The sequence below is a fragment of the Aureimonas populi genome (genome assembly GCF_017815515.1).
In the GTDB taxonomy this organism is placed as follows: Bacteria; Pseudomonadota; Alphaproteobacteria; order Rhizobiales; family Rhizobiaceae; genus Aureimonas; species Aureimonas populi.
Window position 1 is genome coordinate 3,494,703 of record NZ_CP072611.1, and the last position, 23,224, is coordinate 3,517,926.

The window sequence follows — 23,224 nt, forward strand, 5'->3', positions numbered from 1 at the left end:
GTCAAATGGCGGTGCTCGGCACGCACCGTAGTCCTCAAGGCCCGCTCGAACCTTGCGGGCCGGATTTTTCAGAAGCTGCGTCGCAGCCACGCGCCGACCCGGCCGACGCGCGTGGATTCGTCGAAGGCAAAGTCGATGGGTGACGCGCTCGGCACGAATTCGTTGTGCGCGATCTGCGGGTAGATCAGGAGCCCCACCGCCGTCGCGAAGGCGGGGCTCTTGTTGGCGGCCGAAAGGCCCGCGACGCCGACCGGACGGCCGAGGCGAACATTGCGCTGGAGGATGTCGCGGCAGGCGTCCGTCATGCCCGCAAGCTGGCTCGCGCCCCCTGCCAGCACCACGCGCTTGCCGATGACATGCCCCAGATTGGAGGCGGCCAGCCGGTCGCGGATCAGCTCCAGCGTCTCCTCCACCCGCGGGCGGATGATGCGCGAGATGAGCGAGCGCGAAACCTGAACGGGCCCTTGCGTCCCGTCGTCGCCCAGCGGCTCGACCATCAGCGTCTCCTCGTCCTCCAGGAGTTCGGTCATGGCGTTGCCATGCACGACCTTCAGCCGCTCGGCCTGTTCGGGCGAGATGGAAAGACCCCGCGCCAGGTCCATGGTGATGTGGTGTCCGCCGAGCGCCACGGCGTCGGCATAGGCGAAGTGCCCGTTCTGGAAGATCGAGATCGTCGTCGTGCCCGCGCCCATGTCGATGCAGGCGGAACCCATCGCCGCCTCGTCCTCCACCAGAGTGGAAAGGCCGCTGGCGTAGGGGCCGGCGACGAAGGCCTCGACCACCAGATGGGCGCGGTTGATCGCCGCCTCCAGATTGCGCAGCGGGGTCTCTTCCGCCGAAAGGACATGCAGCTCCGCGCCCAGCGCCTCGCCGGTCATGCCCACCGGGTTCTCCAGCCCGCCCTCGCCGTCCAGCGTCAGGTCGAAGGGAATGGAGTGAAGCGGGATGCGCCCCGTCTCCATCTGCGTGCGGGCAGCGTTGGTCAGCGCGCGGCGGAAATCCGCCTCGCTCACCTGCGCCCCGCCCACCGTCACCTCGCCATGCCCGCGCAGGCTCTTCAGCCGCCCGGCCGTGACCGAGACGATCAGCGATTCCACCGTCAGGCCGCACATGCGCTCGGCCGCGTCCACGCAGTGGCGGATCGACTTCTCGGCCGCCTCCAGATCGACGACGACGCCGGACTTGATACCGCGTGAGCGCTGATGGCCGATACCCAGCACCTCCACCACATGGGTGCGGTTCGGCAGCACCTCGCCGGCCTCGCGGGGGCGCAGGCGGGCAATCAGGCACGTGACCTTGGACGATCCGACATCGAGGACGGATACGATCCGGGTGCGGCGCTGCGAGAGCTTGCCCATGCGCGGCAGACTGGCGGGCCGCGACGCGAACAGACTCATACCGGTTTCTCCCTTTGCGCCTGCTTCATCACCCGGGCACGTTCCTTCAGCGCGGCGTCCCGCCGCTCCTTGGCCTCGGGCGTCAGTTTCACGACCATCCGGCCGTCCACCCGCATGTCGACCGCCGCGATGTCTCGCGACAGGAGGCGGGTGTCGCGGTCCATCCGCACCACGCGCGCGGCGGCCTCCAGCGGCTCGAACTCGGGCAGCTTCACCACGACCCCGTTGTCGAGATGCAGGTCCCAGCGGCGCTGGGCGACATAGACATAGGCGCGGATGCGCGGCGTCAGCTCGGGGATCACCTCGATCCGGTCCAGAAGCTCGGCCGCGTCCCGCGCCGCCCCCGGCCCCACCACGAAGGGCAGCTCCGTGAAGCGCGTGGTGGCGTAGGGAACGATCTCCTCGCCTTCACGGTCGATGATCATCAGCTCGCGCCCGCGCTGCCACAGCGCATAGGGGCGCTTCTCGACCACCTCGATGGCCACCCGGTCCGGGTAGACCTTGGAAACGCTGGCGCTTTCCACCCAGGGCATGGTCTCGATGGCGGCGCGCGCGGCCACCACGTCGAGCCCCGGCAGCGTCGTCGCGCCGGTCATGTAGAGGGTCTGCAGGATGTCGATCTGCGAGGTCTCGGAATTGCCGGAAATGTCCACCCGCTCGATGGTGAGCCCCAGAGGCTCGGAGACCGCGTCGAGAACCGCCGGCGTGTGGCCGCCCAGCGACGTGCCGTAAAGCGCCGTCGAGCCGAGGACGGCGACCGCCAGGACGGGAAAGCGCGGCAGCGGCAGCGCCTGGAGCGCGCGCGCGTAGCTGCCGGCGCGCTTGGCCATCAGCGCCAGCCGCAGCGAGGCGCGGCTCATCGGCTCGGCCAGAAGCTCCTGGGTCCGGCGCGGGCTCAGCGGCCGCATGAGGCGTCCTCCACCATCCAGGTCAGAAGCTCGCCAAAGGAATGGCCGGCGGCCCGCGCGATGTCCGGCACCAGCGAGGTCGGTGTCATGCCCGGCTGCGTGTTGATCTCCAGCCAAACCAGCTCGCCGCCCTCGCCGAAGCGGTCGTCGTAGCGGAAGTCGGAGCGCGACACGCCCCGGCATCCCATCGCCTTGTGGGCGGCCAGCGCATATTCCTGCACCCTGGCCGTCACGGCCTTGGGAAGTTCGGCCGGAATGATGTGGGTGGAGCCGCCGGGCGCGTATTTGGAATCGTAGTCGTAGAAGGCGTGGTCGTTCGACCGGATCTCGCAGACGCCGAGCGCGACGTCGCCCATCACGGCGCAGGTCAGCTCGCGCCCGTGCACATAGGCCTCCACCATCACGATGTCGCCGAAGGCCCAGTCGGTGCGCATCAGCTCCTGCGGCGGGTGGGCGTGGTCCTCGCGCACGATGAAGACGCCGAAGGAGGATCCCTCCGCCACCGGCTTCACGACATAGGGCGGCGCCATGACATGCGCCCTGCCCGCTTCCAGGCGATGCACGAGGCGCGATTCGGCCAGGCCGATCCCGGCGGCGCGCGCCATGATCTTCGCGCGGTTCTTGTTCATCGAAAGGGCCGAGGCGAGCACGCCGGAATGGGTATAGGGAATCTGGAGGAATTCGAGCACGCCCTGGATCGTGCCGTCCTCGCCGAACGGGCCGTGCAGCGCGTTGAACGCGACGTCGGGAGCGAGATCCTTCAGAACCGTGGCGATGTCACGCGTCACGTCGACCCGCGTCACGCGAAAGCCTTCCGCCTCCAGCGCATCCGCGCAGGCCTCTCCCGACGAGAGGCTGACCGGCCTCTCGGAAGAAAACCCGCCCATCAGCATCGCGACATGCGTCGTCATGAACCGCTCGATCCCATCACCACCTTGGCTGGAGATCATTCATCGCCTTGCGATGGTTAAGCGCTGGTTAAGGCTTTATGGCGAAAGAAAGAAAATCGTAAGGGCGATTGGAAGGGGAGTGTTTACCGCGGCGGTTCCGGGCCGAAGTCGCTCGGCCAGCGCCTCGCGCCATGAATCGCCGCCAGGATCTCCACGGCCTCATCCCGCACGCGGTAGACGACGATGTAGGCGGTGGGCGCCAGCACCAGTTCACGCGTGCTCAGGACGCGGCCCTGCGTCCGATCGATGGATTGGCCGAGAGGAGATCGGTCGTCTTTTCGATGATCTGGGCCGTCAGTCGATAGGCCGCGTCATGGCTGCGCTCGGCGATATAGTCCTGTATCTCGTCGAGATGGCGAAGGGCCGGAAGTGTCCATTGCACCCGCATCAGGAATGGCGGGAACCGTATTTCCCGCGCACGCGCGAAAGCTCTTCCTCCGAGGCGAAGCGGCCCGCGTCCGCAGCCTCGATCCCCTCGCCCACGCGGCGCAGGAAATCTTCCTGCCAATCCAGGGAATGGCCGTTCACCAACGCATCGGCCACCACTTCCGCAGCGGAACGCCGCGACCGTCGCGCCAGACTTTCGATGCGCGCTTCCAGGTCGGGGGAAAGGAGAAGGTCGCCCATTGCGTCAATGTGGCGAAGCAGCCCCGCTCTGTCCAGCCGCCGTCAGGGGTGGAACGACAAAACCTCCCGCCCCTCCTCGAACCGCCCGATCCGCGCGATTTCCCATTCGAGCAGGATGGCGGAGGCGGCGAAGACGCGTTCGCGCACGGTCTCGCCCAGAAGCTCCAGATCGTGCGCGCTCGCAGAGCCGGTATTGATCATGAAGTTGCAGTGCATTTCGCTCATCTGCGCGCCGCCGATGGTCAGGCCGCGGCAGCCGGCGAGGTCCACCTGTTTCCAGGCGGAGGTGCCCGGCGGGTTCTTGAAAGTGGAGCCGCCCGTCTTCTCGCGCACCGGCTGGGCGGTCTCGCGATGGTGCTGCACCTCATCCATGGCCGCGCGAATCTCGTCCCGCGCGGCGGGCACGCCCTCGAAGGTCGCCGAGACGAAGATGAGCTCTCCCGGCGCGGCCGCATGGCGGTATGTGAAGCCCATGTCGGCGGCGGACAGGACGTGGCGGCGGCCCTTGCGGTCCAGCGCCACCGCCTCCACCAGGCGCTCGGCGGTCTCCACCCCGTTGGCGCCCGCATTCATCCGCAGCGCGCCGCCGATGGAGCCGGGAATGCCGTGGAGGAAGTGGAAACCGGCAAGCCCGGCTTCCAGCGCCACTGCCGCCACGCGCTTGTCGGACGCCGCCGCACCCGCGCGCAGACGGTTGCCGTCCAGCGCCCGCGCCTCGCCGAAGCCCTTGGGCGAGAGCCGGATGACGACGCCCTCGATGCCGCCGTCGCGCACCAGGAGGTTCGAGCCGATGCCCACCACCGTCACCGGCACGTCGGGGCCCAGCGCGGCGAGGAAGGCCGAAAGGTCCGCCTCGTCGGCCGGCTGGAAGAGAAGGTCGGCCGGCCCGCCGGTACGGAACCATGTCACCTTCGCCATGTCGGCGCCGGGCGTCAGCTTGCCGCGCAAGGGCGGCAGGGCCCCGATGAGGCGGGCGCCGTCCATCACGCCTGTCCGGCGAGCGCGTCGAGCTCCTTCGGCAGCGCGTAGGCCCATTGGCTGATCGAGCCGGCGCCCAAGCATACCACCATGTCGCCGGCGGAGGCCACGCGCGCCACCAGCGGCGCCAGCTCGTGCGGCCCGTCGATGAGGCGCGCGTCGCGATGGCCGCCCAGCTTCAGCCGCTCCACCAGCATCTCGGAATTGACGAACTCGATAGGCTCCTCGCCCGCCGCGTAGACCGGCGCGAGGATCACCGTGTCGGCATCGTTGAAGCAGGCGGCGAAATCGGAAAACAGGCTCTGAAGCCGGGAATAGCGGTGCGGCTGGACCACGGCCACGACCTTGCCGCCGGTGGCCGAGCGCGCGGCCGAAAGCACCGCGCGGATCTCCACCGGATGGTGGCCGTAATCGTCGTAGACATCGACGCCGCCCGACGAGCCGGTGAAGGTGAAGCGCCGCTTCACCCCGCCGAAGGCCGCAAGGCCCGAGCGGATCGCGTCGGCCGAGATGCCGAGCCGGTAGGCCACCGCGATGGCGGCCGTGGCATTGGCCACGTTGTGGCGCCCCGGCATGGGCAGCACGATGTCCTCGATCTTCGTCGTCTCGCCGCTCACCCGGTCGCGATAGGTCACGTCGAAGCGAGACTTCGCGCCCTCCACGCGCACGTTGGAGAAGCGCATGTCCGCCTGGATGTTCTCGCCATAGGTGATGATGCGCCGGTCCTCGATCTCGGAGACCAGCGTCTGCACTTCAGGATGGTCCAGGCACATCACGCCGAAGCCGTAGAAGGGCACGTTCTCCACGAAGGCGCGAAAGGCGGCGCGCACCTTGTCGAAGGTGCCGTAATGGTCGAGATGCTCGGGGTCGATATTGGTGACGACGGCGATGTCGGCCGGCAGCTTCAGGAAGGTGCCGTCGCTCTCGTCGGCCTCCACCACCATCCAGTCGCCGCCGCCCATGCGCGCATTCGTGCCGTAGGCGTTGATGATGCCGCCGTTGACGACCGTGGGGTCGAGGCCCCCGGCGTCCAGCAGCGTCGCCACCATGGAGGTGGTCGTCGTCTTGCCGTGCGTGCCGCCGATGGCGATGGCCTGGCGAAAGCGCATCAGCTCCGCCAGCATCTCGGCGCGCCGCACGATAGGCAGCAGGCGCTCTCGCGCGGCCGCCAGCTCCGGGTTGGAGCGCTTGATGGCGGTCGACACCACCACCACCTCGGCAACGCCCAGATTCTCTGCCGCGTGCCCGATATGGACGGTGACGCCCTTCTCGCGCAGGCGCTGCACATTGGCGTTCTCGGCCGCGTCCGAGCCCTGCACGGTGTAGCCGAGATTGACCAGCACCTCGGCGATGCCGCTCATGCCGATGCCGCCGATCCCGATGAAATGGACCGGTCCGATATTGGGCGGCATCTTCATGTCGCGATTTCCTTTTGTCTCTAGAGGCTGTCCGCCGACATAGAGTCCACGAGGTCGGCAAGCAACCGTGCCGCGTCCGGTATGCCGGTGGCCCTGGCGGCGGCCGCCATCCGGGCGGCCTCGTCCCTGTCCTCGGCGATGCGGGCGATGAGCGCCGCGAGCCGCTCTGCCGAAAGCTCCGATTGGCGCGCCACGATCGTGCCGCCCGCCGCCTCCAGACGCGCCGCGTTGGCCGCCTGGTCGTGGTCGAGCGCGTAAGGATACGGCACCAGGATGGAGGGACGGCCGATGACCGAAAGCTCCGAGACCGTGGAGGCGCCCGAGCGGCTGACGACGAGATGCGCGCGGCCGATCCGTTCGGCCATGTCGGGCAGGAAGGGCGCGACAATGGCGGGGATGGAGCGGCCGGCATAGAAGGCGCGCACCTGCGCCTCCTCGTCCGCTCGCGCCTGCTGCGTCACCTCCAGCCGCCTCACCAGCGCCTCGGGCAGAAGCTCGATCGCCTGCGGCAGGGCCTGCGAGAAAAAGGAAGCGCCCTGGCTGCCGCCGAAGACGACGAGGCGGAAGGGCTGCCCCTCGCCGCTGGGCTCATAGGGTATCGCGGCCGCCTCGATGGCGGCCGGGCGCACGGGGTTACCCGTCACCACCAGCTTCTGCGCCAGCGCGGGTTTGGGGTTGCCCTGGGGGAAACCGGCGGCGACCTTCGTCGCCCGCGCGGCCAGCATCCGGTTGGCCCTCCCCATCACCGCGTTCTGCTCGTGCACGATGGTCGGCTTGCCGGCCTGCTGCGCGGCCATCATCGGCGGGACGGTGGGATAGCCGCCGAAGCCGACGACGACCTGCGGCTTGAGCGAGCGGATCAGCGCGCCCGAGGCGCGAAAGCCCTTCCAGATGCGCCAGAAGGACGCGGCCATGCGGTCCGGGCGCTTCGAGCCGAAGGTCGCCGAGGGCACCGGGTGGATGGCGGCGGCCGGAAAGCCGTCGAGGAAGCGCCCCGCCCGCTCGTCGGTGACGAGATGGACGGTGCGCCCCCGCGCGATCAGCTCGTGCGCCAGCGCCTGCGCGGGGAAGAGATGGCCGCCGGTGCCCCCGGCGCAGAGAAGGATGGGGCCTGTCATGGGGGATCAGCGGTATCCCAGCGCGCCGCCGAAGGCGAGGCTGCGCTCGCTCAGGCGGTCCGTCTGCGAGGAATTCTCGGCGCGCTTGCGCGTCAGCGCCAAGATGAAGCCGGCCGAAACCGCCACGGCCATCATGGAGGAGCCGCCATAGGAGATGAAGGGCAGCGTCATGCCCTTGGCCGGCATGAGCTGGAGATTCACCGCCATGTTGATGATGGACTGCATTCCGAACAACATCACGAGGCCGGAAATGGCGAGCCGCGAGAAGACGTCGCGCTGCTCGAAGGCCACCTGGAGGCCGCGCACCACGATGAAGCAGAACACCGCCGTCAGCGCCATGCAGGTGATGATGCCGAACTCCTCGGCGATCACGGCATAGGCGAAGTCGGTGTGGCTGTCGGGAAGAAGGCGCTTGACCGTGCCCTCGCCCGGACCCTGCCCGAACCAGCCGCCACGCATGATCGCCTCGCGCGCGGTGTCGGTCTGGAACGTGTCGCCCTCGCCCGTCAGGAAGCGGTCGATACGGCTGGCGAAGTGGGGGAAGGCCGCATAGGCGGTGCCCAGCCCCAGAGTGCCGACGCCCCCAAGCACCACGATCCACAGCCAGGGCATCCCCGCCATGAAGAACAGCCCGCCCCAGACGCCGGCGGTCAGCACCGTCTGCCCGAGATCGGGCTGGGCGACGAGCAGCGCGGCGACCGTGATCAGGAGGATCAGCGAGAGGAGGTTGCCCGGTATCTCGGGGCGGCGCGCCCGCTCGGCGAAGAGCCAGGCGCAGACCACCGCGAAGGCCGGCTTCATGAATTCGGAGGGCTGCACGGTGAGGGGGCCGAACTCCATCCAGCGCCGCGCGCCCTTCACCTCCACGCCCAGGAACAGCGCCATCACCATCACCACCAGCGAGCCGGCCAGCATGAAGAAGGCGAGGCGCCGCACCCCGTGCGCGGAGAGCAGCGACACGCCCAGCATGACCGCGAGGGAGGGCAGCAGGAAGACGGCGTGGCGGCGCACGAAGTGGAAGGGCTCCAGCCCGATGCGCTCGGCCACCGGCGGGCTGGCGGCGAAGGACAGGACCAGCCCCGCCACCATCAGGAAGAGGAAGGCGGCGAGGAACCAGCGGTCGACGCCCCACCACCAGTCGGCGATCAGCCCTCTTTTGGCCCGGCTTGCCATCGTCTCACCCCTTCGCGAACAGCTCGATTCCGGCAAGACCGGCGACCGCCTGGCGGAACGCCTCTCCCCGGACCTCGAAGTTGCGGAATTGATCGAAGCTCGCGCAGGCCGGCGAAAGGAGAACGACCTCCTCGCCACCCGCCTCATCGGCGTCTCGCGCGGCGCTTCTCACCGCGACATCGAGAGTAGCCGAGATTTCGTAAGGAATTCGTTCACCAAGAGTGGCGGCGAACAGCGGGGCCGCCTCCCCGATGAGATAGGCCTTGGCGATGCGCGGGAAGAAGGGCTCCAGCGATGCGATGCCGCCCTCCTTGGGCAGGCCGCCCGCGATCCAGCGGATGCGCATGAAGCTCGCCAGCGCGGGCGCCGCGGCATCCGCATTGGTCGCCTTGGAATCGTTGATGAAGAGCACGGGGCCACGCCGGCCCACCTGTTCCATGCGGTGCACGAGGCCGGGAAAGCTCGTCAGTCCGGCCCGGATTTCAGCGTCCGAAAGGCCGCAGGCCGTCAGCGTGGCGACAGCGGCGGCCGCGTTCTGCCCGTTGTGTCGCCCGCGCAGCGAGCCGATGCCCGACAGCGCGAAGCGCGTCTCCCCCGCTTGCCCGCGCCGCACCACGTCGGCGCCGTCGAAGAACACGCCCTCCTCCAGCGGCGTCTCCCTGGAGATGCGCACCACGCGCCGGCCCGCCGCCTCCAGCCGGCCGGCGACGGCCCGGCAGTGGGCATCGTCCACGCCGATCACCGCGACATCGCTGGCGGCCACGAGCCGCTCCTTGATCGCGGCATAGTTCTCCATCGAGCCGTGCCGGTCGAGATGGTCTGGCGAGAGGTTCAGGAGAAGGCCGACGCTGGGGCGGAGCGAGGGCGCGAGGTCGATCTGGTAGGAGGAGCACTCCACCACATGGAAACGCCCCTGGAGGGGCGGATCGAGCGTCAGCACCGGCACGCCGATATTGCCGCCGAGCTGCGTGTCGCGGCCGCAGGCCCGCAGGGCGTGGGCGATGAGCGCCGTGGTCGTGGACTTGCCGTTGGTGCCCGTAATGGCCACGAACGGAGCTTGCGGCGAAAGCGCCGCGCGTTCGCGCGAGAAGATCTCTATATCGCCGATCACCGGCACCCCGGCGCTCTTCGCCAGCTCCGCCGCCCAATGCGGCTTGGGGTGGGTCAGCGGCACGCCCGGCGAGAGGATGAGCGCATCCACCGCGCGCCAGTCGAGCGCGTGAAGGTCGCCCGTCGCGATGCCCTCGGCGGCGGCCGCCTCCACCGAGCGCGGATTATCGTCGAAGGCCGTGAGCTGCGCGCCGCCGGCCACGAGCGCGCGCGCGGTGGCAAGGCCCGATCCGCCGAGCCCGAACAGGGCGACGGAGCGCCCCTTGAAGCTGCGCGCGGCGATCATCTCAGCTTCAGCGTCGAAAGGCCGATGAAGGCCAGCATGATGGCGATGATCCAGAAGCGCACCACCACCTGGCTTTCCGTCCAGCCGAGCTTCTCGAAATGGTGGTGGATCGGCGCCATCAGGAACACCCGCTTGCCCGTGAGCTTGAAGCTGACGACCTGGATGATGACGGACATCGCCTCGATGACGAAGAGGCCGCCGATGATGGCCAGCACCAGTTCGTGCTTGGTCGCGACAGCCACGGTGCCGGTCAGGCCGCCGAGCGCGAGGGAGCCCGTGTCGCCCATGAAGATGGCGGCGGGCGGCGCGTTGAACCACAGGAAGCCGAGCCCGGCCCCGATCACCGCGCCCGCCAGCACGCACAATTCGCCCGTGCCCACGACATAGTGGATCTGGAGATAGTTGGAGAAGTTCACGTTGCCGGCCAGATAGGCGATGAGCCCGAACGCGGCGGCCGCGATCATGATCGGCACGATGGCCAGCCCGTCCAGCCCGTCCGTCAGGTTCACCGCGTTGCCCGCCCCCACGATCACGAAGGCGGCGAAGGCGATGTAGAAGATGCCGAGGTCGAGCACGAGCTGCTTGAAGAAGGGGAAGGTCAGCGTCGTCGCCAGATCACCCGCCCCTGCATAGGAGATGAGCACCGCCGCGGCGCCCGCTATGGCGAATTCCAGCGCCAGCCGCGCCTTGCCCGAGAAGCCAAGGTGGCTCTGCTTCGTGACCTTCAGGTAATCGTCGTAGAAGCCGATGGCGCCGAAGCCGAGCGTGACGATGAGGACGGCGGAGACATAGACGTTGAAGATATCGGCCCACAGGACGGTGCCCATCACCACGCCGGACAGGATCATCAGCCCGCCCATGGTCGGCGTGCCGGCCTTCTTGAAATGGGTTTGCGGCCCGTCGGCCCGGATCGGCTGGCCCCGCCCCTGCCGCACACGCAGATTGTCGATGATCGCGGGGCCGAACAGGAACACCACCATGAAGGAGGTGATCATCGCCGCCCCGGTGCGGAAGGTGATGTAGCGGAAGACGTTGAAGATCTGCGCGTCTCCGGCGAAGGCGGCGAGATAGGTCAGCACGGCTGGCCCTCCCCGCTCGCGTCGGCGTCGAGGGCGGGCGCGTCCGGGCGCTGGATCAAGATGGGAAGTCTTTCGATGAGCTTGGAAAGGCCGACGGCATTCGAGGCCTTGGCCATGAGAACGTCGCCGGGCTTGAGATAGGCCGCAAGGCCCGCTTGCGTCTCTTCCACGGTGCGGTGCCACTCGCAGTGGATGGCGGGGCCGAGCGCGCCGCTCAAGGGTCGGATCTCGTCGCCGACGAGAAAGACGGCATCGACCTGCGCCTGCGCGATGGGGCCGGCGAGGTCGACGTGATATTTTCGCGAATGGCCGCCCAGCTCGCGCATGTCGCCCAGAAGCGCGACGCGCCGCCCGTCCCCCGCCGGCGGCGTGTCGCCGAGCACGGCCAGCGCCGCGCGCATGGAGGTGGGGTTGGCGTTGTAGCTCTCGTCGAGAAGAAGGATCGGCGCCTCGCCGGTCTCGATCTCGCGCCGCTCGCCGCGCCCCTTGCCGGCCCGCCATTCGGCCAGCGCGGCCGCCGCCGCGTCGACATCGGCGCCCAGCACGCTGGCCGCGCCGAGAACGGCAAGGACATTCTGCCCGATATGGCGCCCCCGCGTGCCGATCCGCCCCTCGAGCGAATGGCCGGCGATGGTGGCGGAGAGAAGCGCGCCCTCGCCCTCCTCCCGCCATGCGCCGAGCCGGAAATCGGCCCCTGCCGCCTCCCCGAAGGTCAGCACGCGCGAGACGCCGGCCTTGCGCGCCATCTCGCCCAGCGCCTGCCCATAGGGATCGTCGGCGTTGACGATGGCCGTGCCGCCGGGCTCCACGCCCTCGAAAATCTCGCCCTTGGCCTGCGCGATCTCGGCAAGCCCGGAGAAGAAGCCGAGATGGGCCGGCGCGATGAGCGTGACGATGGCCGCGTGCGGGCGCACCAGCTTCACGAGCGGGCGAATTTCGCCCGGATGGTTCATGCCGATCTCGAACACGGCATAGTGCGTTTCGGCCGGCAGGCGGGCGAGGCTGAGCGGGACGCCCCAATGATTGTTGAAGGAGGCCGCCGAGGCGTGCACCGAACCGCTCGGGGCGAGCGCGCGGGCGAGCGCCTCCTTGCTGGTGGTCTTGCCGACCGAGCCGGTGATGGCGACGATACGGGCCTGCGAGCGCTTGCGCGCCGCCGCCGCGAGGCGCTCCAGCGCCTTCAGCACGTCGTCCACCACCAGGAGCGGCGCGGAAAGCTTGCCGAGCGCCGGCAGCTTCTGCTTGGAGACGACGAGGAGGCCCGCCCCGGCCGCCACCGCGCCCGTCAGGAAGTCGTGCCCGTCGAATCGGTCGCCCTTGATGGCGAAGAAGGCTTCGCCGGGCTGCACGGTGCGGCTGTCGATGGAAATGCCGGAGATCTTGTGCGGCACGTCCGCGACGGGCCGCCCGCCGGTCGCCGCGACGAGGTCGGCCCCGGTCCAGAGCGCGCCGCTCATCGCGGCGCGTCCGCGATGGCGAGGCGCACTTCCTCGTGGTCGCTGAAGGGGAAGGTCTGCGCCCCGATGGTCTGGCCGTTCTCGTGCCCCTTGCCGGCGATCACCACCGTATCGCCCGCCCCCGCGCGGGAGATGGCCTCGCGGATGGCCTGCCGCCGGTCGCCGATCTCCTCGGCGCCCGGCGCGCCCTCCAGTACCTCGGCGCGGATCGCGGCCGCCTCCTCGGAGCGCGGATTGTCGTCCGTCAGGATGGCGATGTCGGCCAGGCGCGTGGCGATGCCGCCCATGATGGGGCGCTTTCCCCGGTCCCGGTCGCCGCCGCAGCCGAACACCACGATGACGCGGCCGGTGGTGAACGGCCGCACGGCCGAAAGCACGTTCTCCAGCGCCTCAGGCTTGTGCGCGTAATCCACGTAGACGGGCACGCCGGCGGCCGTCGTGCCGGCCAGCTCGAGCCGCCCGGGCGCCCCTTCCAGATATTCCAGCGCGTGAAGCGCGTCCTCGATATTGACGCCGCTGGCGATCGCAAGGCCCGCCGCCACCAGCGCGTTCGACATCTGGAACTCGCCCGCCAGCGGCAGGACGATGCGGTGGAGCTTGCCCACGACCTCGATTTCCGCGACCTGCCGGCGGCGCTCGTGCTCCAGCCGCTTGAGCTTGAGGAAGCCGCCCTCGCGCCCCACCGTCATCACGCTGGCGCCCGCCTTCTGCGCCGCCTCGATGGCCGCGCCCGACCAGCGGTCGTCCGCGAAGATCACCGCCGGGCGCCCTTTGGGCAGGAGCGTGTCGAACAGGCGCATCTTGGCGGCGAAATACTCCTCCACGCTCGCATGGTAGTCCATGTGGTCGCGGCCCAGATTGGTGAAGCCGGCGGCGCGCAGGGTCAAGCCGTCCAGCCGCCGCTGCTCCAGCCCGTGGCTGGACGCCTCCATCGACACATGCGTCACGCCCTCGCGCGCCAGTTCGGCGAGGAGGTTGGCGAGCGCCACGGGCTCGGGCGTCGTCAGCGAGCCATATTCGGTACGCGTCGGGGAAACGAGGCCCGTGGTGCCGATGGATGCGGCCTGCTTGCCCGCGCGCGCCCAGATCTGGCGCAGGAAGGCGGCGACGGACGTCTTGCCGGCGGTGCCGGTGACGGCGACGATGTGATCGGGCTGCGGCCCGGCCAGCCGCGCGGCCATCAGTGCAAGCGCGCGGCGCGCATCGGGCGCGCGAAGGATCGGCAGCGAGGTTTCGAGCACGGTATCGGGTGCCGCCAGCACCGCGCTCGCGCCAGCCGCCTGCGCGTCGGCCACAAAGCGCGCCCCGTCGGTCCGGGTGCCGGCAAGCGCGGCGAAGAGGAAGCCGGGCCGCACCGCGCGCGAATCGGCCGTCAGCCCCGAGATCTCGATCGAGGCGTCGTCAGCGCCCGTCGCCAGCCCTTCGCTCAACTCGCGTAAATTCATCCGTGTCCGTCCGCGCCGTATCGTTGTCCGGCCCATCGGCACCGGCAAAATGCCGCGAAAGAATGTCCGGCCGGGCTCTTCTAGAACATGGCTCCCCCGGATTGAAGCGCGCCGCCCGCCCGGATGGCGATCGGCGCGCGAGGGACGCAAGCTTGCCACAGGCTTCGCCGCCGGGGCGGCGCCGCCTTCAGTAGGAGACGAGAAGCGAACGGCCCTCCTCGCCGAACTCGGGCTTCACGCCGAGGAAGGACGCCGCGCGCTTGATGACCGCCCCCGTCACCGGCACCACGTTCCAACCGGCGGTGGCGAAGGGCTGCCCCTCGGCGCGCTCCGGCTCGTCCAGCGTGATGAGAACGATGTAGCGCGGGTCGCGCATGGGGAAGGCGCCGAGATAGGCGTTGAAGCGCTTGCCGCTCGCATAGCGGCCATTGACCACTTTGTCGGCCGTGCCCGTCTTGCCGCCAACGTCGTAGCCCGGCACGTTGGCCGTGCGCCCCGAGCCGTCCGTGCCGTTGAGGCGGAAGAGATAGCGCATCTCGTCGGAGGTCTTCTGCGAAAGGACGGGCACCTTCATCGCGTCGGCCTCCTGCTTGGTGCGCGTCAGGAAGGTCGGCGGAATGTAGTATCCGCCGTTCATCAGCGCCGCCGCCGCCACCGCCGTCTGCAACGGCGTCGTCGAGACACCGTGGCCGAACGAGATTGTCACGGAGTTGATCTTGCGCCACTCGCGCGGCTGGGTGGGCATGGCCGTCTCGGGCAGCTCGGTCTGCACACGCGTCAGAAGGCCGAGCCGCGTCAGGAACTCCTTGTGCGCCTCGATGCCTACCACGTCCGCCATGCGTGCGGTGCCGATGTTGGAGGAGTATATGAAGACCTCCGGCAGCGTCAGCACGCGGTTCTTGCCGCGGAAATCGGTGATGTTGAACCCGCCGATGCGGATGGAGCCGCGCGCATCGAAGGAATCGGACATCTTCACCTTGCCCGAATCCAGCGCCATCGCCGCGGTGAACGCCTTGAAGGTCGATCCCATCTCGAAAGTGCCGGCCGAAGCACGGTTGAGGTTCTCCTTCTTGAGCGCGTCCACCGGGTTGTTCGGGTCGTAGTCGGGCAGCGAGGACATGGCCACGACCTCGCCCGTCTCCACGTCGAGGATGACACCGGCCGCCGCGATGGCCTTGTATCGCTCCATGGCGGCCGCCAGCTCGTCGCGCAGGATGTGCTGCACCCGCACGTCGAGCGAAAGTCGCACCGGCTCCAGCTCGGCGCCCGAGGCCAGGCCCGCCGCCTGGATGGCGCGGTAGCCCGAATCGTCGACATATTTCTCCATGCCGGCAATGCCCTGATTGTCGACATTGACATGGCCCACGACATGCGAGGCGGTGTTGCCGCCCGGATAGAAGCGGCGCTTCTCCGTGCGGAAGCCGATGCCCGGAATGCCCAGGGAATGGATTTCCTGCATCTGGCGGGGCGTGATCTCGCGCTTCAGCCAGGCAAAGCCCGCATTGCTGGAAAGGCGCGTGTGCAGCGTCCTCGGGTTGAGGTCCGGCAGAACGGACATGAGCGCCTCGGTGGCCTCGTCCGCATCCACGATGCGGCGCGGCTCGGCGAAGAGCGAGGCCGAGCGGATGTCGATGGCCAGCGTCTCGCCGTTGCGGTCGATCAGTTCCGGGCGCGAGGCCGGCCCCTGCGCGAGACCGCGATAGACGGACTGCTGGTCCGGCTCCACGCCCCACACCACCAGCCGCCCGCCGATCACCGCGTAGACCACGCAGAACAGGCCCACCGCGATGACGAAGCGGGGCCGGTTGCGGGGCGGCTCGGCACGCCGGCGGCGGCGAAGGCCGCAGGGCGCCTCCTCGCTGGGAGCGCGGCGCGCGGCCAGCGTGCCGCGAAGCTTGCCGATCAGGCCGGAAAGCACGTTCATCGAGCAGAACTCCGCGATGCGTCGGCAAGGTCGCCGATAAGGTTTTGCTGTTCGGGAGAGAGACGCACCGGCTCGGCCGGCAATTCGTCGGGCGCCACCACCTGCTCGGGCTCCAGCGGCGCCAGGCCCAGCTCCTCGGCGAAGGCGTCCGCCAGCCGCTGCAGGCGGTACGGCTGGTCGAGCAGGGCCCAGTCGGCCTCCAGGAGCGAGATGGTGTCGCGTTCCTGCGCGATCTGCCGCTCCACTACGCGCAGCCGCTCCTCGATCAGCTCGGCCTCGTGCTTGGTGCCGAACGTCCATCCGGCCACGCAGAGCATGATCGCCACCAGTACGATGTCCACCGTCTTCAGCATCAGCGCGTCACCCGAGATTGCGGCAGCTCCGCCAGCGGCGGAAGGTCGAAGGGGCTCTCGCCGCTCCCTCCCCCACGCGGCTCGGCGTCGGTTCGGATAGCGGCCCGCAGCTTGGCCGAGCGCGCGCGCGGATTGGCGGAGGCTTCCGCTTCGCTCGCCGCGACGGCCTTGTTGCGGGCCTCGAATGTGGGGGCAACGTGCTGAACATCCGGTAAATGCCGCGAGCCCGCCGGTGCGGTGGAGCGCTCCCTGATGAAGCGCTTGACGATCCGGTCCTCCAGCGAATGGAAGGTGACGACCACCAGCCGGCCGCCCGGCCGCAGCACGCGCTCGGCCGCGGCAAGGCCGCGCACCAGCTCGCCCAGTTCGTCGTTGACGTAGATGCGCAGCGCCTGGAAGGTGCGCGTGGCGGGGTCGATCCTGTCCTGGGGCTTGCGCCCCACGACCCGGCCGACCAGCGCGGCGAGGTCCAGCGTCGTCTCGAACGGCCGCTCGGCGCGCCGCGCCTCGATGGCTCGCGCGATGCGCCCCGCCTGCCGCTCCTCCCCCAGAAACGAAAGGACGCGCGCCAGGTCGCCGGCCTTCAGGTGGTTCACCACATCGGCCGCGCTCGGCCCGTCGGCGCCCATGCGCATGTCGAGCGGCCCTTCCTTCTGGAAGGAGAAGCCCCGGCTCGCCGTGTCGATCTGCATGGAGGACACGCCGATATCCAGCACCACGCCGTCCACGCGGCCCTCGGGCGCCTCCCGGCGCACCACCGCGTCCAGTTCGCCGAAGCGGGCGCGCACGAGCCGCAGGCGGCCCTTCATCTCCTCCACGAGCGGGCGCGCGGCCTCGATGGCGGTCGGGTCGCGATCGATGCCGAGGACGCTCGCGCCGCGCTCCATGATGGCGCGCGAATAGCCGCCGGCCCCGAAGGTGCCGTCCACCACCGTCTCGCCGCCCGCCGCGCCGAGCGCGTCCAGAACCTCGGGCAGGAGCACCGGAATGTGCCGGGCAGGTCCGCCACCGGCCGGGCGTGAAGCCTCGCCGTTGCCCGCCATCATTCCGGTGCGCCCTGCTGGGAGCCGCTCGCACGCATCGCGAGCAGGCGCTGTCGCGCCTGGGCACGGTGCGCCTCGAATTGCGAGGGCTCCCAGAGCTGGAAGAAGTCGTTGCGCCCCACGAACACGACCTTGTCGGCGATGCCCGTGTGCGAGCGGATGAAGTCCGTCACCGTGATGCGCCCCTCGGCATCGAATTTGAGGAAGGCGCCGTCGCCATAGGCGAAGAGCGACATGTCCGCGAAAGCCTCGCTGAAGGGATCTTCCTGCGCCATGCGGCTCTCGTATCGCTCCAGGAGATCCATGCCCCCGACATCGATGGCCGGATGGCCGATGGACTGGAGCGCGTAGAGCTCGCGGAAGCCGCGCTTGGTGAGCACCTGCCGGAAGCCGGCGGGAACCGAAACGCGGCCCTTGGCGTCGATCGAGTTGATAGCGCTGGAGAGAAACCGCTCCATCGACCGCCGCGCCTGCCCCCTGTCCCGCGCTGCGATCCATGCAGCCCTCGTGCGCCCGAACATGCGCAAAGCTTCGCCGGACGGGAGCCTGGGAGGGCACCCGAACCGCCCGCTCGAACGAGCGGACCAAGACTTGCGTGTTCATTGAAACGGCACCCGCGAGGAGCGCCCGATTTGTGCTTTCAGGGGTAGCATGGGCCAGCATGGGGGTCAATGGGACAACGCCCCACTGGACGGCGCCCAGGCGCCTCGAGGGCCGACACCTGATTAAACAAAAAGATGAATGATATCAGCTATCTGAATGGGGATCGCTGGATCGCGAATTCACGACAGAGAACCGCCGCATCGCCCCTCCCCGCGGGCCAAAATCGTCTTGAAACAACGCATTAGCAGCCAGCCGCTTTTCGGCGTGGGGCGTATTCCCATGCGCGGCCATAAGCAGCGAAAACTTTCGAAAGACTGAAAGGCGAGGCAGAGCGTCAGCCGGCCTGTAAGCCGGGTTCTGTCTTGCGGAGCCCGAGGGCCCGCAGGGCGACCATTCCTCTGGGACGGGGCTTGCGCCGCGCCTCGAGCAACCCACCCGAACGACCGGCCCGGAGAAGGCTGGCGGTTTCCCGCCGCGTCGTTCCTATTCGGTTTTGCTCCCGGTGGGGTTTGCCGTGCCGCTTCCGTTGCCGGTCGCGCGGTGGGCTCTTACCCCACCGTTTCACCCTGACCCCGATGAACGGGGCGGTCTGTTTTCTGTGGCACTTTCCCTGGGGTCGCCCCCGCCGGGCGTTACCCGGCACCGTCTCTCCGTGGAGCCCGGACTTTCCTCCCCCGCCGCCTTTCGGCATATGACGGGAGCGGCCGCCCGGCCGGCTGACGGGGCGACCCATCGGGGCTGGCCGCCCCGATGTCAAGCCGGCGCCGCCACTTCGGGCGGGCGGCGCGCCGTCAGTAGCTCGCCAGTTGCAGCTTCACCCGCTCGCAATAGCGGCGCGAGGTGGGGTTGGAGCGCTTGGCGTAGTGCCCCGCATTGTATTTCAGGATCGTACCGCAGACCGAGCCGCCGCCGCGCTGCTTGGCGCCGGCGAGATATTTCATGCCGTAGCGGATGTTGGTGGCCGGATCGTAGAGCTGCTTGCGGCTGCCGCGAAAGCCCATGTCGCGCGCGGTCGCCAGCTTGATCTGCATCAGTCCCACTTCCCCGGCGCTCCCCGTCACGTCCGCCCGGTAGCTGCTCTCGATGAAGACGACCGCATGGGCCAGCTCCACCGGCACGCCGGCGGCCTTTGCCTCCTTAGCGATGATTTCGGCGAAGGGCAGGTCGTCGAACGGCGTCCCGGCCGTCTGCGTCAGCACGGGCTCCCCGACGGGCGCGGTGGATGTGGAGGAGGCCGTGTCGGCGGACGCGGCTGGAATGGAGGCGAGCGTCATCATCGCGGCGAAAGCCACGGCAGGCAGTTTTGTCATTGTCTTCCTGTCAATGGCGGGCACCCCCCTCGGGCGCGCCCTCGTATCTGAAATCCCCGTCGCGCCAAATACGCCGCCGCGACGGCTGGGCTTGTGGCGGGGAAAGGGACCGTCAATGTGTCGCCGGGATCACGCGATGTTACAGCGTGTCACAAAATCCCATGGAACCCGCTGACCCGAAGGAATTCTCATATCTTATCGGCTATGGTCGTCAGCAGGCCGTGGAGGGTCTTGATGGTGGAGAGATCGGCAACGCCGTCCACCAGTTCGCGCCGGTGGTGACGCTGGAAGGCAAGCGTCGCCAGGCGCGTCTCTTCCCCGTAGAGTCCGTCGATCGGCACGCTGTAGCCGAAGGCCGCCAGAAGGCCCTGCCAGGCCTCGACCGGCTGGCCGCGCTCGCCCGGCGAAAGGAACCGCCCGCCTGCGATGGGAACCGGCGCAAGGCCAAGCCCGACGCCGGCGGCGGAAAGTTGATCCCACGGAAACAATTCGCCCGGATCCTGCTTGCGATCGGGCGCGGTATCGGAATGGGCGAGGACGTTTTGCGGCAGGATGGCCCAGCGAGCGACGCAATCCTTGCACAATTCGATCACGGCCTCGATCTGCCGCGCTGGAAACGGGCGATAGCCGTGCTCATGGCCGGGATTGACGATCTCGATGCCGATGGAGCGCGAATTCACGTCGCGCGCCCCGTGCCACGCCCCCTCGCCCGCGTGCCAGGCGCGCCGCGCCTCGGGAACGAGCTGGAAGACGCGCCCGTCCTCCTCCACCAGATAATGGCTGGAGACGGCTGCCTGCGGGTCGCAGAGCCGTTCGAGCGCGGCCTCGCCCGTCTTCATGCCCGTATAGTGAAGCAGCAGGATGGCGGGCACCTGCCCGTCCCTGCGTTCATCGTGGTTGGGCGAGGGGCGGCATTCGGAAACGAGGTGGCTATCGGGCGTCATACGGCGGGCGCGGCCTTCGAAACGGTGGACCACGCCTCGTTGATCGCTTTCATCCGCTCGGTGGCGATGGCCATGAACTCCTGCGGAACGCCCCGCGCGGCCAGCCTGTCGGGATGGTTCTCGCGCACGAGCTTCAGATATTTGCGCCGCACCTCCTCGGGCGGATCGTCCGGCTCGGCGCCGAGGATGGCGAAGGCCCGCCCGGCCCGGCCGCGCACGTGCCGCGCCTCGATCTGGGCGAATTCGGCCTGCGAGAGGGCAAAGATATCCGCGATGCGCCGCAGGAACGCGAGTTCGCGCTCATGCACCACCCCGTCCGCCCCCGCCACGTGGAAGAGGCCGTCCAGAACGTCCACCAGAAGGCTCTGCTCGCCCTCCTGCGCCTCGCAAAGCTTCGCCATCTGCGCCGCATAGGCCTCGAAGCCCGCCGTGTCCTGCTTGGCGAGGTCGTAGAGGCGGAAGACGTTGCGCACCTCGTGCGGGGGAATGACGAAGATGCGCTGGAAGGCGTCCACCTCCGACTGCGACACCACGCCGTCCGCCTTGGCCATCTTGGCCGAAAGGGCGATCATGGCGACGGAGAACGCCACGCGCCGCCGCGTCTCGCGGTCGCCGCCATACAGCGTCTTCACCCGCTCCACGATGGCCTCCGCGCTGGCCACGCCCTGCGCGACGAGGTCGCGCACGAGGGTGCCGAGGGCGGAGAGGATGGACATCACCTGCAAATCGGTCTCTTTCTGATGCATGAGGGCTCACGGCTATCTACCCCCGATGGGCGCGAATGGAAACGCGCGACCTTGCCGCAAGGCCGGGGCAAGCGGTTTGGGGCAGGTTCGCCGTTCGGCACGGCGGGGGATGGGCGGCGCATGATGGGAACAGGTTTCGGAGCCGCAAGGGGCCTGCCCGGCCGCAAGCTGGCCACGCTGTTCGGCGCGCTGGCGCTCGCAACGCTCGCCGCCTGCTCCAGCGCCTCGCTCGACGCGCGAGACCTCGGGCTCGGCTATCCCGCGCCCTCCTCTCTCGCCCCGTTCCGCATGGCGCATCTCTCGGGCACCAGGCCGCACCATTATCCCGTCCACGGCATCGACGTCTCCAAGTACCAGGGCACGATCAACTGGCGCGCCGCGCGCGCCGACGGCACGGCCTTCGCCTTCATCAAGGCCACCGAGGGCGGCGACATGCTGGACGACCGCTTCATGGAGAACTGGAAGGCGGCGCGCGAGGCGGGCGTGCCGCGCGGCGCCTATCACTTCTTCTACTGGTGCCGGCCGGGCATCGAGCAGGCGCGCTGGTTCATCCAGAACGTGCCGCGCGACCCCGAGGCGCTGCCGCCCGTGCTCGACGTGGAATGGACGCCCTTCTCGCCCACCTGCACGCGCCGCCCGGACCTTGCCGAGATGAAGCGCGAGATGAACGCCTTCATGGACGCGCTGGAGCGCCATTACGGCGTGCGCCCCATCATCTACGTGCCCATCGACGTGCATCGCGAGCGGATGGTCGGCGCCTTCGCGGGCGAGCAGTTCTGGCTGCGCGCCGTGCGCGACCACCCCTCGAATGTCTACGAGGACCGCGAGTTCCACTTCTGGCAGTACACCGAATCGGGCACTGTCGCCGGGGTGCGCGGCCCGGTGGACCGCAACGCCTTTTCGGGAAGCGAGCGCGACTGGCAGCGCTGGCTGGACGCTCACCGCCCGCTTTTGCGCACGGCCCGCCGCTGATCCTTGAAAGAGCCATCTTGCCGCGCTCTTCGAAGCTGTGCGACGGGCGCAGATCGCGCCCCCAGACAGTTCGAGGACCACAAGCCCCATGAAACCCGCCGGAATGCTCGCCGCCGCCGCCATCCTTCTGACCGGCACCGCCGGCGCCTTCGCGCAGGGCGCGCAGTGCGGCGGGGATTTCGGCCAGTTCGTGGAGGGCGTGCGCGCCGAGGCGATCGCGCAAGGCATGTCGCAGGACGCGGTGCGGCGCGCGACCACCGGCCTTCGCATCGACCAGCGCGTTCTCCAGCGCGACCGGGCGCAGGGCGTGTTCCAGCAGGCCTGGCTCACCTTCGCCGACCGCATGATCTCGCAAAACCGGCTGGATCGCGGCCGGCAGGAGCTCCAGCGCAACGCCGACCTCTTCCGGCGCATCGAGGCCGAAACCGGCGTGCCGGGTGCCGTCCTCACCGCCTTCTGGGGGCTGGAGACGGATTTCGGCGGGTTCCTGGGCGATTTCGAGACGCTGCCGGCCCTTGCCACGCTGGCCCATGATTGCCGCCGCCCGGAGCTCTTCCGCCCGCATCTGATCGCCGCCATCCGGCTGGTCGATCTGGGCTATCTGGAGCCTTCGCAGATGCGCGGCGCCTGGGCCGGCGAGCTCGGCCAGACGCAGCTCCTTCCAGAGGACTATATCCGCTTCGGCACCGACGCGGACAATAACGGGCGCATCGACCTCATCCGCGACCGGGCGGACGCGCTGTTCACCACCGGCAAGTTCATCCAGAATCTCGGCTGGCGGCGCGGCGAGCCCTGGATCGAGGAGGTGCGCCTGCCGCAGAACTTCCCGCTGGAGCGCGCCGCCGTCTATTCGCGCGAGCCGCGCAGCGCCTTTGCCGAGCTCGGCGTGACGAAGGCGGACGGATCGGCGCTGGAGCGGGACAACCTGCCCTCCTCCATCGTGCTGCCCCAGGGCGCGGGCGGGCCGGCCTTCCTCACCTTCCCGAATTTCGACATCTATATCGAGTGGAACAACTCGCTCATCTACACGCTCTCGGCCGCCTACTTCGCCACCCGGCTCGACGGCGCGCCGCGCGTGACGGCCGGCAACCCGCGTCCCGGCCTCGACGCGGACCAGATGGTGCGGCTCCAGCAGCGCCTGCAGGCGCGCGGCCACGATGTGGGCAAGATCGACGGCATTCTCGGCGCGGGCACGCGCGCGGCGGTGCGTACCGAGCAACTCCGCCTTGGCCTGCCGGCCGACGCCTGGCCCACGGCCGAGCTTCTCGCGGCGCTCAACTGACGCCCCACCTGCCCCGGCTCGGCAAGCGCGCCTCTTCAAGCGGCGCCTTGCCCTCCCCATATCGAAAGCCGAGCCGGACGCCCCTGTCCGGCCGGCCCGAG

The 23,224-nt window shown here is 69.1% G+C and carries 22 protein-coding genes and 1 other RNA gene; 2 read left to right on the plus strand and 21 right to left on the minus strand.

Going from position 1 to position 23,224, the window contains the following annotated elements; genetic code table 11:
- Positions 1-68 precede the first annotated feature (68 nt).
- From ftsA to J7654_RS16755, 21 genes are all read right to left on the minus strand, one after another.
- On the minus strand, positions 69-1,397 hold the full coding sequence (ftsA, locus tag J7654_RS16655; RefSeq protein ID WP_209736968.1) for a cell division protein FtsA: 1,329 nt from the start codon (positions 1,395-1,397) through the stop codon (positions 69-71).
- On the minus strand, positions 1,394-2,305 hold the full coding sequence (locus J7654_RS16660; protein ID WP_245195545.1) for a cell division protein FtsQ/DivIB: 912 nt from the start codon (positions 2,303-2,305) through the stop codon (positions 1,394-1,396). The genes ftsA and J7654_RS16660 overlap by 4 nt, the downstream gene beginning before the upstream one ends.
- On the minus strand, positions 2,293-3,216 hold the full coding sequence (locus J7654_RS16665) for a D-alanine--D-alanine ligase (RefSeq protein ID WP_209740644.1): 924 nt from the start codon (positions 3,214-3,216) through the stop codon (positions 2,293-2,295). The genes J7654_RS16660 and J7654_RS16665 overlap by 13 nt, the downstream gene beginning before the upstream one ends.
- 259 nt (positions 3,217-3,475) lie before the next feature.
- Positions 3,476-3,643: a type II toxin-antitoxin system RelE/ParE family toxin gene (locus J7654_RS18395; protein WP_245195546.1), complete on the minus strand. Its 168-nt coding sequence runs from the start codon at positions 3,641-3,643 to the stop codon at positions 3,476-3,478.
- Positions 3,643-3,882, minus strand: coding sequence for a transcriptional regulator (locus J7654_RS16675; RefSeq protein WP_209736969.1), 240 nt, complete (start codon positions 3,880-3,882; stop codon positions 3,643-3,645). Before J7654_RS16675 ends, J7654_RS18395 begins: the two co-directional genes overlap by 1 nt.
- Positions 3,883-3,924: 42 nt before the next feature.
- A complete protein-coding gene (gene murB / locus J7654_RS16680) occupies positions 3,925-4,866 on the minus strand; it encodes a UDP-N-acetylmuramate dehydrogenase (protein ID WP_209736970.1) in 942 nt (313 codons plus the stop codon).
- Positions 4,866-6,278 (minus strand): UDP-N-acetylmuramate--L-alanine ligase, encoded by a 1,413-nt coding sequence (gene murC / locus J7654_RS16685; RefSeq protein ID WP_209736971.1) that lies wholly within the window; start codon positions 6,276-6,278, stop codon positions 4,866-4,868. Before murC ends, murB begins: the two co-directional genes overlap by 1 nt.
- 20 nt (positions 6,279-6,298) lie before the next feature.
- Complete coding sequence (gene murG, locus J7654_RS16690) at positions 6,299-7,396, minus strand: undecaprenyldiphospho-muramoylpentapeptide beta-N-acetylglucosaminyltransferase (RefSeq protein ID WP_209736972.1); 1,098 nt, start codon at positions 7,394-7,396, stop codon at positions 6,299-6,301.
- Positions 7,397-7,402: 6 nt separating this feature from the next.
- Positions 7,403-8,569 carry a putative lipid II flippase FtsW gene (gene ftsW, locus J7654_RS16695; protein ID WP_209736973.1) on the minus strand — a complete coding sequence of 389 codons (1,167 nt, stop codon included), beginning with the start codon at positions 8,567-8,569 and terminating at the stop codon, positions 7,403-7,405.
- 4 nt (positions 8,570-8,573) lie between these two features.
- On the minus strand, positions 8,574-9,965 hold the full coding sequence (gene murD / locus J7654_RS16700; protein WP_209736974.1) for a UDP-N-acetylmuramoyl-L-alanine--D-glutamate ligase: 1,392 nt from the start codon (positions 9,963-9,965) through the stop codon (positions 8,574-8,576).
- Positions 9,962-11,044, minus strand: a complete 1,083-nt coding sequence (gene mraY / locus J7654_RS16705) for a phospho-N-acetylmuramoyl-pentapeptide-transferase (RefSeq protein ID WP_209736975.1) — start codon at positions 11,042-11,044, stop codon at positions 9,962-9,964. The genes murD and mraY overlap by 4 nt, the downstream gene beginning before the upstream one ends.
- Positions 11,038-12,501 (minus strand): UDP-N-acetylmuramoyl-tripeptide--D-alanyl-D-alanine ligase, encoded by a 1,464-nt coding sequence (locus J7654_RS16710; protein WP_209736976.1) that lies wholly within the window; start codon positions 12,499-12,501, stop codon positions 11,038-11,040. The genes mraY and J7654_RS16710 overlap by 7 nt, the downstream gene beginning before the upstream one ends.
- A complete protein-coding gene (locus J7654_RS16715) occupies positions 12,498-13,946 on the minus strand; it encodes a UDP-N-acetylmuramoyl-L-alanyl-D-glutamate--2,6-diaminopimelate ligase (protein WP_209736977.1) in 1,449 nt (482 codons plus the stop codon). The genes J7654_RS16710 and J7654_RS16715 overlap by 4 nt, the downstream gene beginning before the upstream one ends.
- A gap of 187 nt (positions 13,947-14,133) precedes the next feature.
- Complete coding sequence (locus J7654_RS16720) at positions 14,134-15,870, minus strand: peptidoglycan D,D-transpeptidase FtsI family protein (protein WP_209736978.1); 1,737 nt, start codon at positions 15,868-15,870, stop codon at positions 14,134-14,136.
- Entirely contained in the window at positions 15,867-16,223 is a 357-nt protein-coding gene (gene ftsL / locus J7654_RS16725) for a cell division protein FtsL (protein ID WP_209736979.1), read from the minus strand. Before ftsL ends, J7654_RS16720 begins: the two co-directional genes overlap by 4 nt.
- Positions 16,223-17,269, minus strand: a complete 1,047-nt coding sequence (gene rsmH / locus J7654_RS16730; RefSeq protein WP_209736980.1) for a 16S rRNA (cytosine(1402)-N(4))-methyltransferase RsmH — start codon at positions 17,267-17,269, stop codon at positions 16,223-16,225. The genes ftsL and rsmH overlap by 1 nt, the downstream gene beginning before the upstream one ends.
- Positions 17,266-17,724: a division/cell wall cluster transcriptional repressor MraZ gene (mraZ, locus tag J7654_RS16735; RefSeq protein WP_209736981.1), complete on the minus strand. Its 459-nt coding sequence runs from the start codon at positions 17,722-17,724 to the stop codon at positions 17,266-17,268. Before mraZ ends, rsmH begins: the two co-directional genes overlap by 4 nt.
- A 475-nt stretch (positions 17,725-18,199) precedes the next feature.
- An RNA gene (gene rnpB, locus J7654_RS16740) (RNase P RNA component class A) lies at positions 18,200-18,589 on the minus strand.
- Positions 18,590-18,660: 71 nt separating this feature from the next.
- Positions 18,661-19,179 carry a lytic transglycosylase domain-containing protein gene (locus tag J7654_RS16745; protein ID WP_209736982.1) on the minus strand — a complete coding sequence of 173 codons (519 nt, stop codon included), beginning with the start codon at positions 19,177-19,179 and terminating at the stop codon, positions 18,661-18,663.
- 188 nt (positions 19,180-19,367) lie between these two features.
- Positions 19,368-20,123, minus strand: coding sequence for a peptidoglycan recognition protein family protein (locus tag J7654_RS16750; RefSeq protein WP_209736983.1), 756 nt, complete (start codon positions 20,121-20,123; stop codon positions 19,368-19,370).
- On the minus strand, positions 20,120-20,839 hold the full coding sequence (locus J7654_RS16755) for a TerB family tellurite resistance protein (RefSeq protein WP_209740646.1): 720 nt from the start codon (positions 20,837-20,839) through the stop codon (positions 20,120-20,122). The genes J7654_RS16750 and J7654_RS16755 overlap by 4 nt, the downstream gene beginning before the upstream one ends.
- 150 nt (positions 20,840-20,989) lie before the next feature.
- Between J7654_RS16755 and J7654_RS16760 the strand changes: the two genes are divergently transcribed.
- Both J7654_RS16760 and J7654_RS16765 read left to right on the plus strand, forming a co-directional pair.
- On the plus strand, positions 20,990-21,841 hold the full coding sequence (locus J7654_RS16760; RefSeq protein ID WP_245195548.1) for a glycoside hydrolase family 25 protein: 852 nt from the start codon (positions 20,990-20,992) through the stop codon (positions 21,839-21,841).
- Between the two features lie 88 nt (positions 21,842-21,929).
- The gene (locus tag J7654_RS16765; RefSeq protein WP_209736984.1) at positions 21,930-23,123 is read left to right on the plus strand and encodes a lytic murein transglycosylase; all 1,194 of its coding nucleotides are present in this window, start codon (positions 21,930-21,932) and stop codon (positions 23,121-23,123) included.
- Positions 23,124-23,224: the final 101 nt, after the last annotated feature.

Coding starts and splice junctions, on each gene's coding strand:
- J7654_RS16750 (WP_209736983.1), bottom strand. CDS start 20,123: ATGACGCCCGATAGCCACCTCGTTTCCGAATGCCGCCCCTCGCCCAAC.
- J7654_RS16710 (WP_209736976.1), bottom strand. CDS start 12,501: ATGAGCGGCGCGCTCTGGACCGGGGCCGACCTCGTCGCGGCGACCGGC.
- ftsA (WP_209736968.1), bottom strand. CDS start 1,397: ATGAGTCTGTTCGCGTCGCGGCCCGCCAGTCTGCCGCGCATGGGCAAG.
- J7654_RS16665 (WP_209740644.1), bottom strand. CDS start 3,216: ATGACGACGCATGTCGCGATGCTGATGGGCGGGTTTTCTTCCGAGAGG.
- rsmH (WP_209736980.1), bottom strand. CDS start 17,269: ATGATGGCGGGCAACGGCGAGGCTTCACGCCCGGCCGGTGGCGGACCT.
- J7654_RS16765 (WP_209736984.1), top strand. CDS start 21,930: ATGAAACCCGCCGGAATGCTCGCCGCCGCCGCCATCCTTCTGACCGGC.
- ftsW (WP_209736973.1), bottom strand. CDS start 8,569: ATGGCAAGCCGGGCCAAAAGAGGGCTGATCGCCGACTGGTGGTGGGGC.
- murB (WP_209736970.1), bottom strand. CDS start 4,866: ATGGACGGCGCCCGCCTCATCGGGGCCCTGCCGCCCTTGCGCGGCAAG.
- J7654_RS16660 (WP_245195545.1), bottom strand. CDS start 2,305: ATGCGGCCGCTGAGCCCGCGCCGGACCCAGGAGCTTCTGGCCGAGCCG.
- murG (WP_209736972.1), bottom strand. CDS start 7,396: ATGACAGGCCCCATCCTTCTCTGCGCCGGGGGCACCGGCGGCCATCTC.
- mraZ (WP_209736981.1), bottom strand. CDS start 17,724: ATGGAGCGGTTTCTCTCCAGCGCTATCAACTCGATCGACGCCAAGGGC.
- J7654_RS18395 (WP_245195546.1), bottom strand. CDS start 3,643: ATGCGGGTGCAATGGACACTTCCGGCCCTTCGCCATCTCGACGAGATA.
- murC (WP_209736971.1), bottom strand. CDS start 6,278: ATGAAGATGCCGCCCAATATCGGACCGGTCCATTTCATCGGGATCGGC.
- J7654_RS16720 (WP_209736978.1), bottom strand. CDS start 15,870: ATGAACGTGCTTTCCGGCCTGATCGGCAAGCTTCGCGGCACGCTGGCC.
- murD (WP_209736974.1), bottom strand. CDS start 9,965: ATGATCGCCGCGCGCAGCTTCAAGGGGCGCTCCGTCGCCCTGTTCGGG.
- J7654_RS16675 (WP_209736969.1), bottom strand. CDS start 3,882: ATGGGCGACCTTCTCCTTTCCCCCGACCTGGAAGCGCGCATCGAAAGT.
- J7654_RS16755 (WP_209740646.1), bottom strand. CDS start 20,839: ATGTCCATCCTCTCCGCCCTCGGCACCCTCGTGCGCGACCTCGTCGCG.
- J7654_RS16760 (WP_245195548.1), top strand. CDS start 20,990: ATGATGGGAACAGGTTTCGGAGCCGCAAGGGGCCTGCCCGGCCGCAAG.
- J7654_RS16745 (WP_209736982.1), bottom strand. CDS start 19,179: ATGACAAAACTGCCTGCCGTGGCTTTCGCCGCGATGATGACGCTCGCC.
- J7654_RS16715 (WP_209736977.1), bottom strand. CDS start 13,946: ATGAATTTACGCGAGTTGAGCGAAGGGCTGGCGACGGGCGCTGACGAC.
- ftsL (WP_209736979.1), bottom strand. CDS start 16,223: ATGCTGAAGACGGTGGACATCGTACTGGTGGCGATCATGCTCTGCGTG.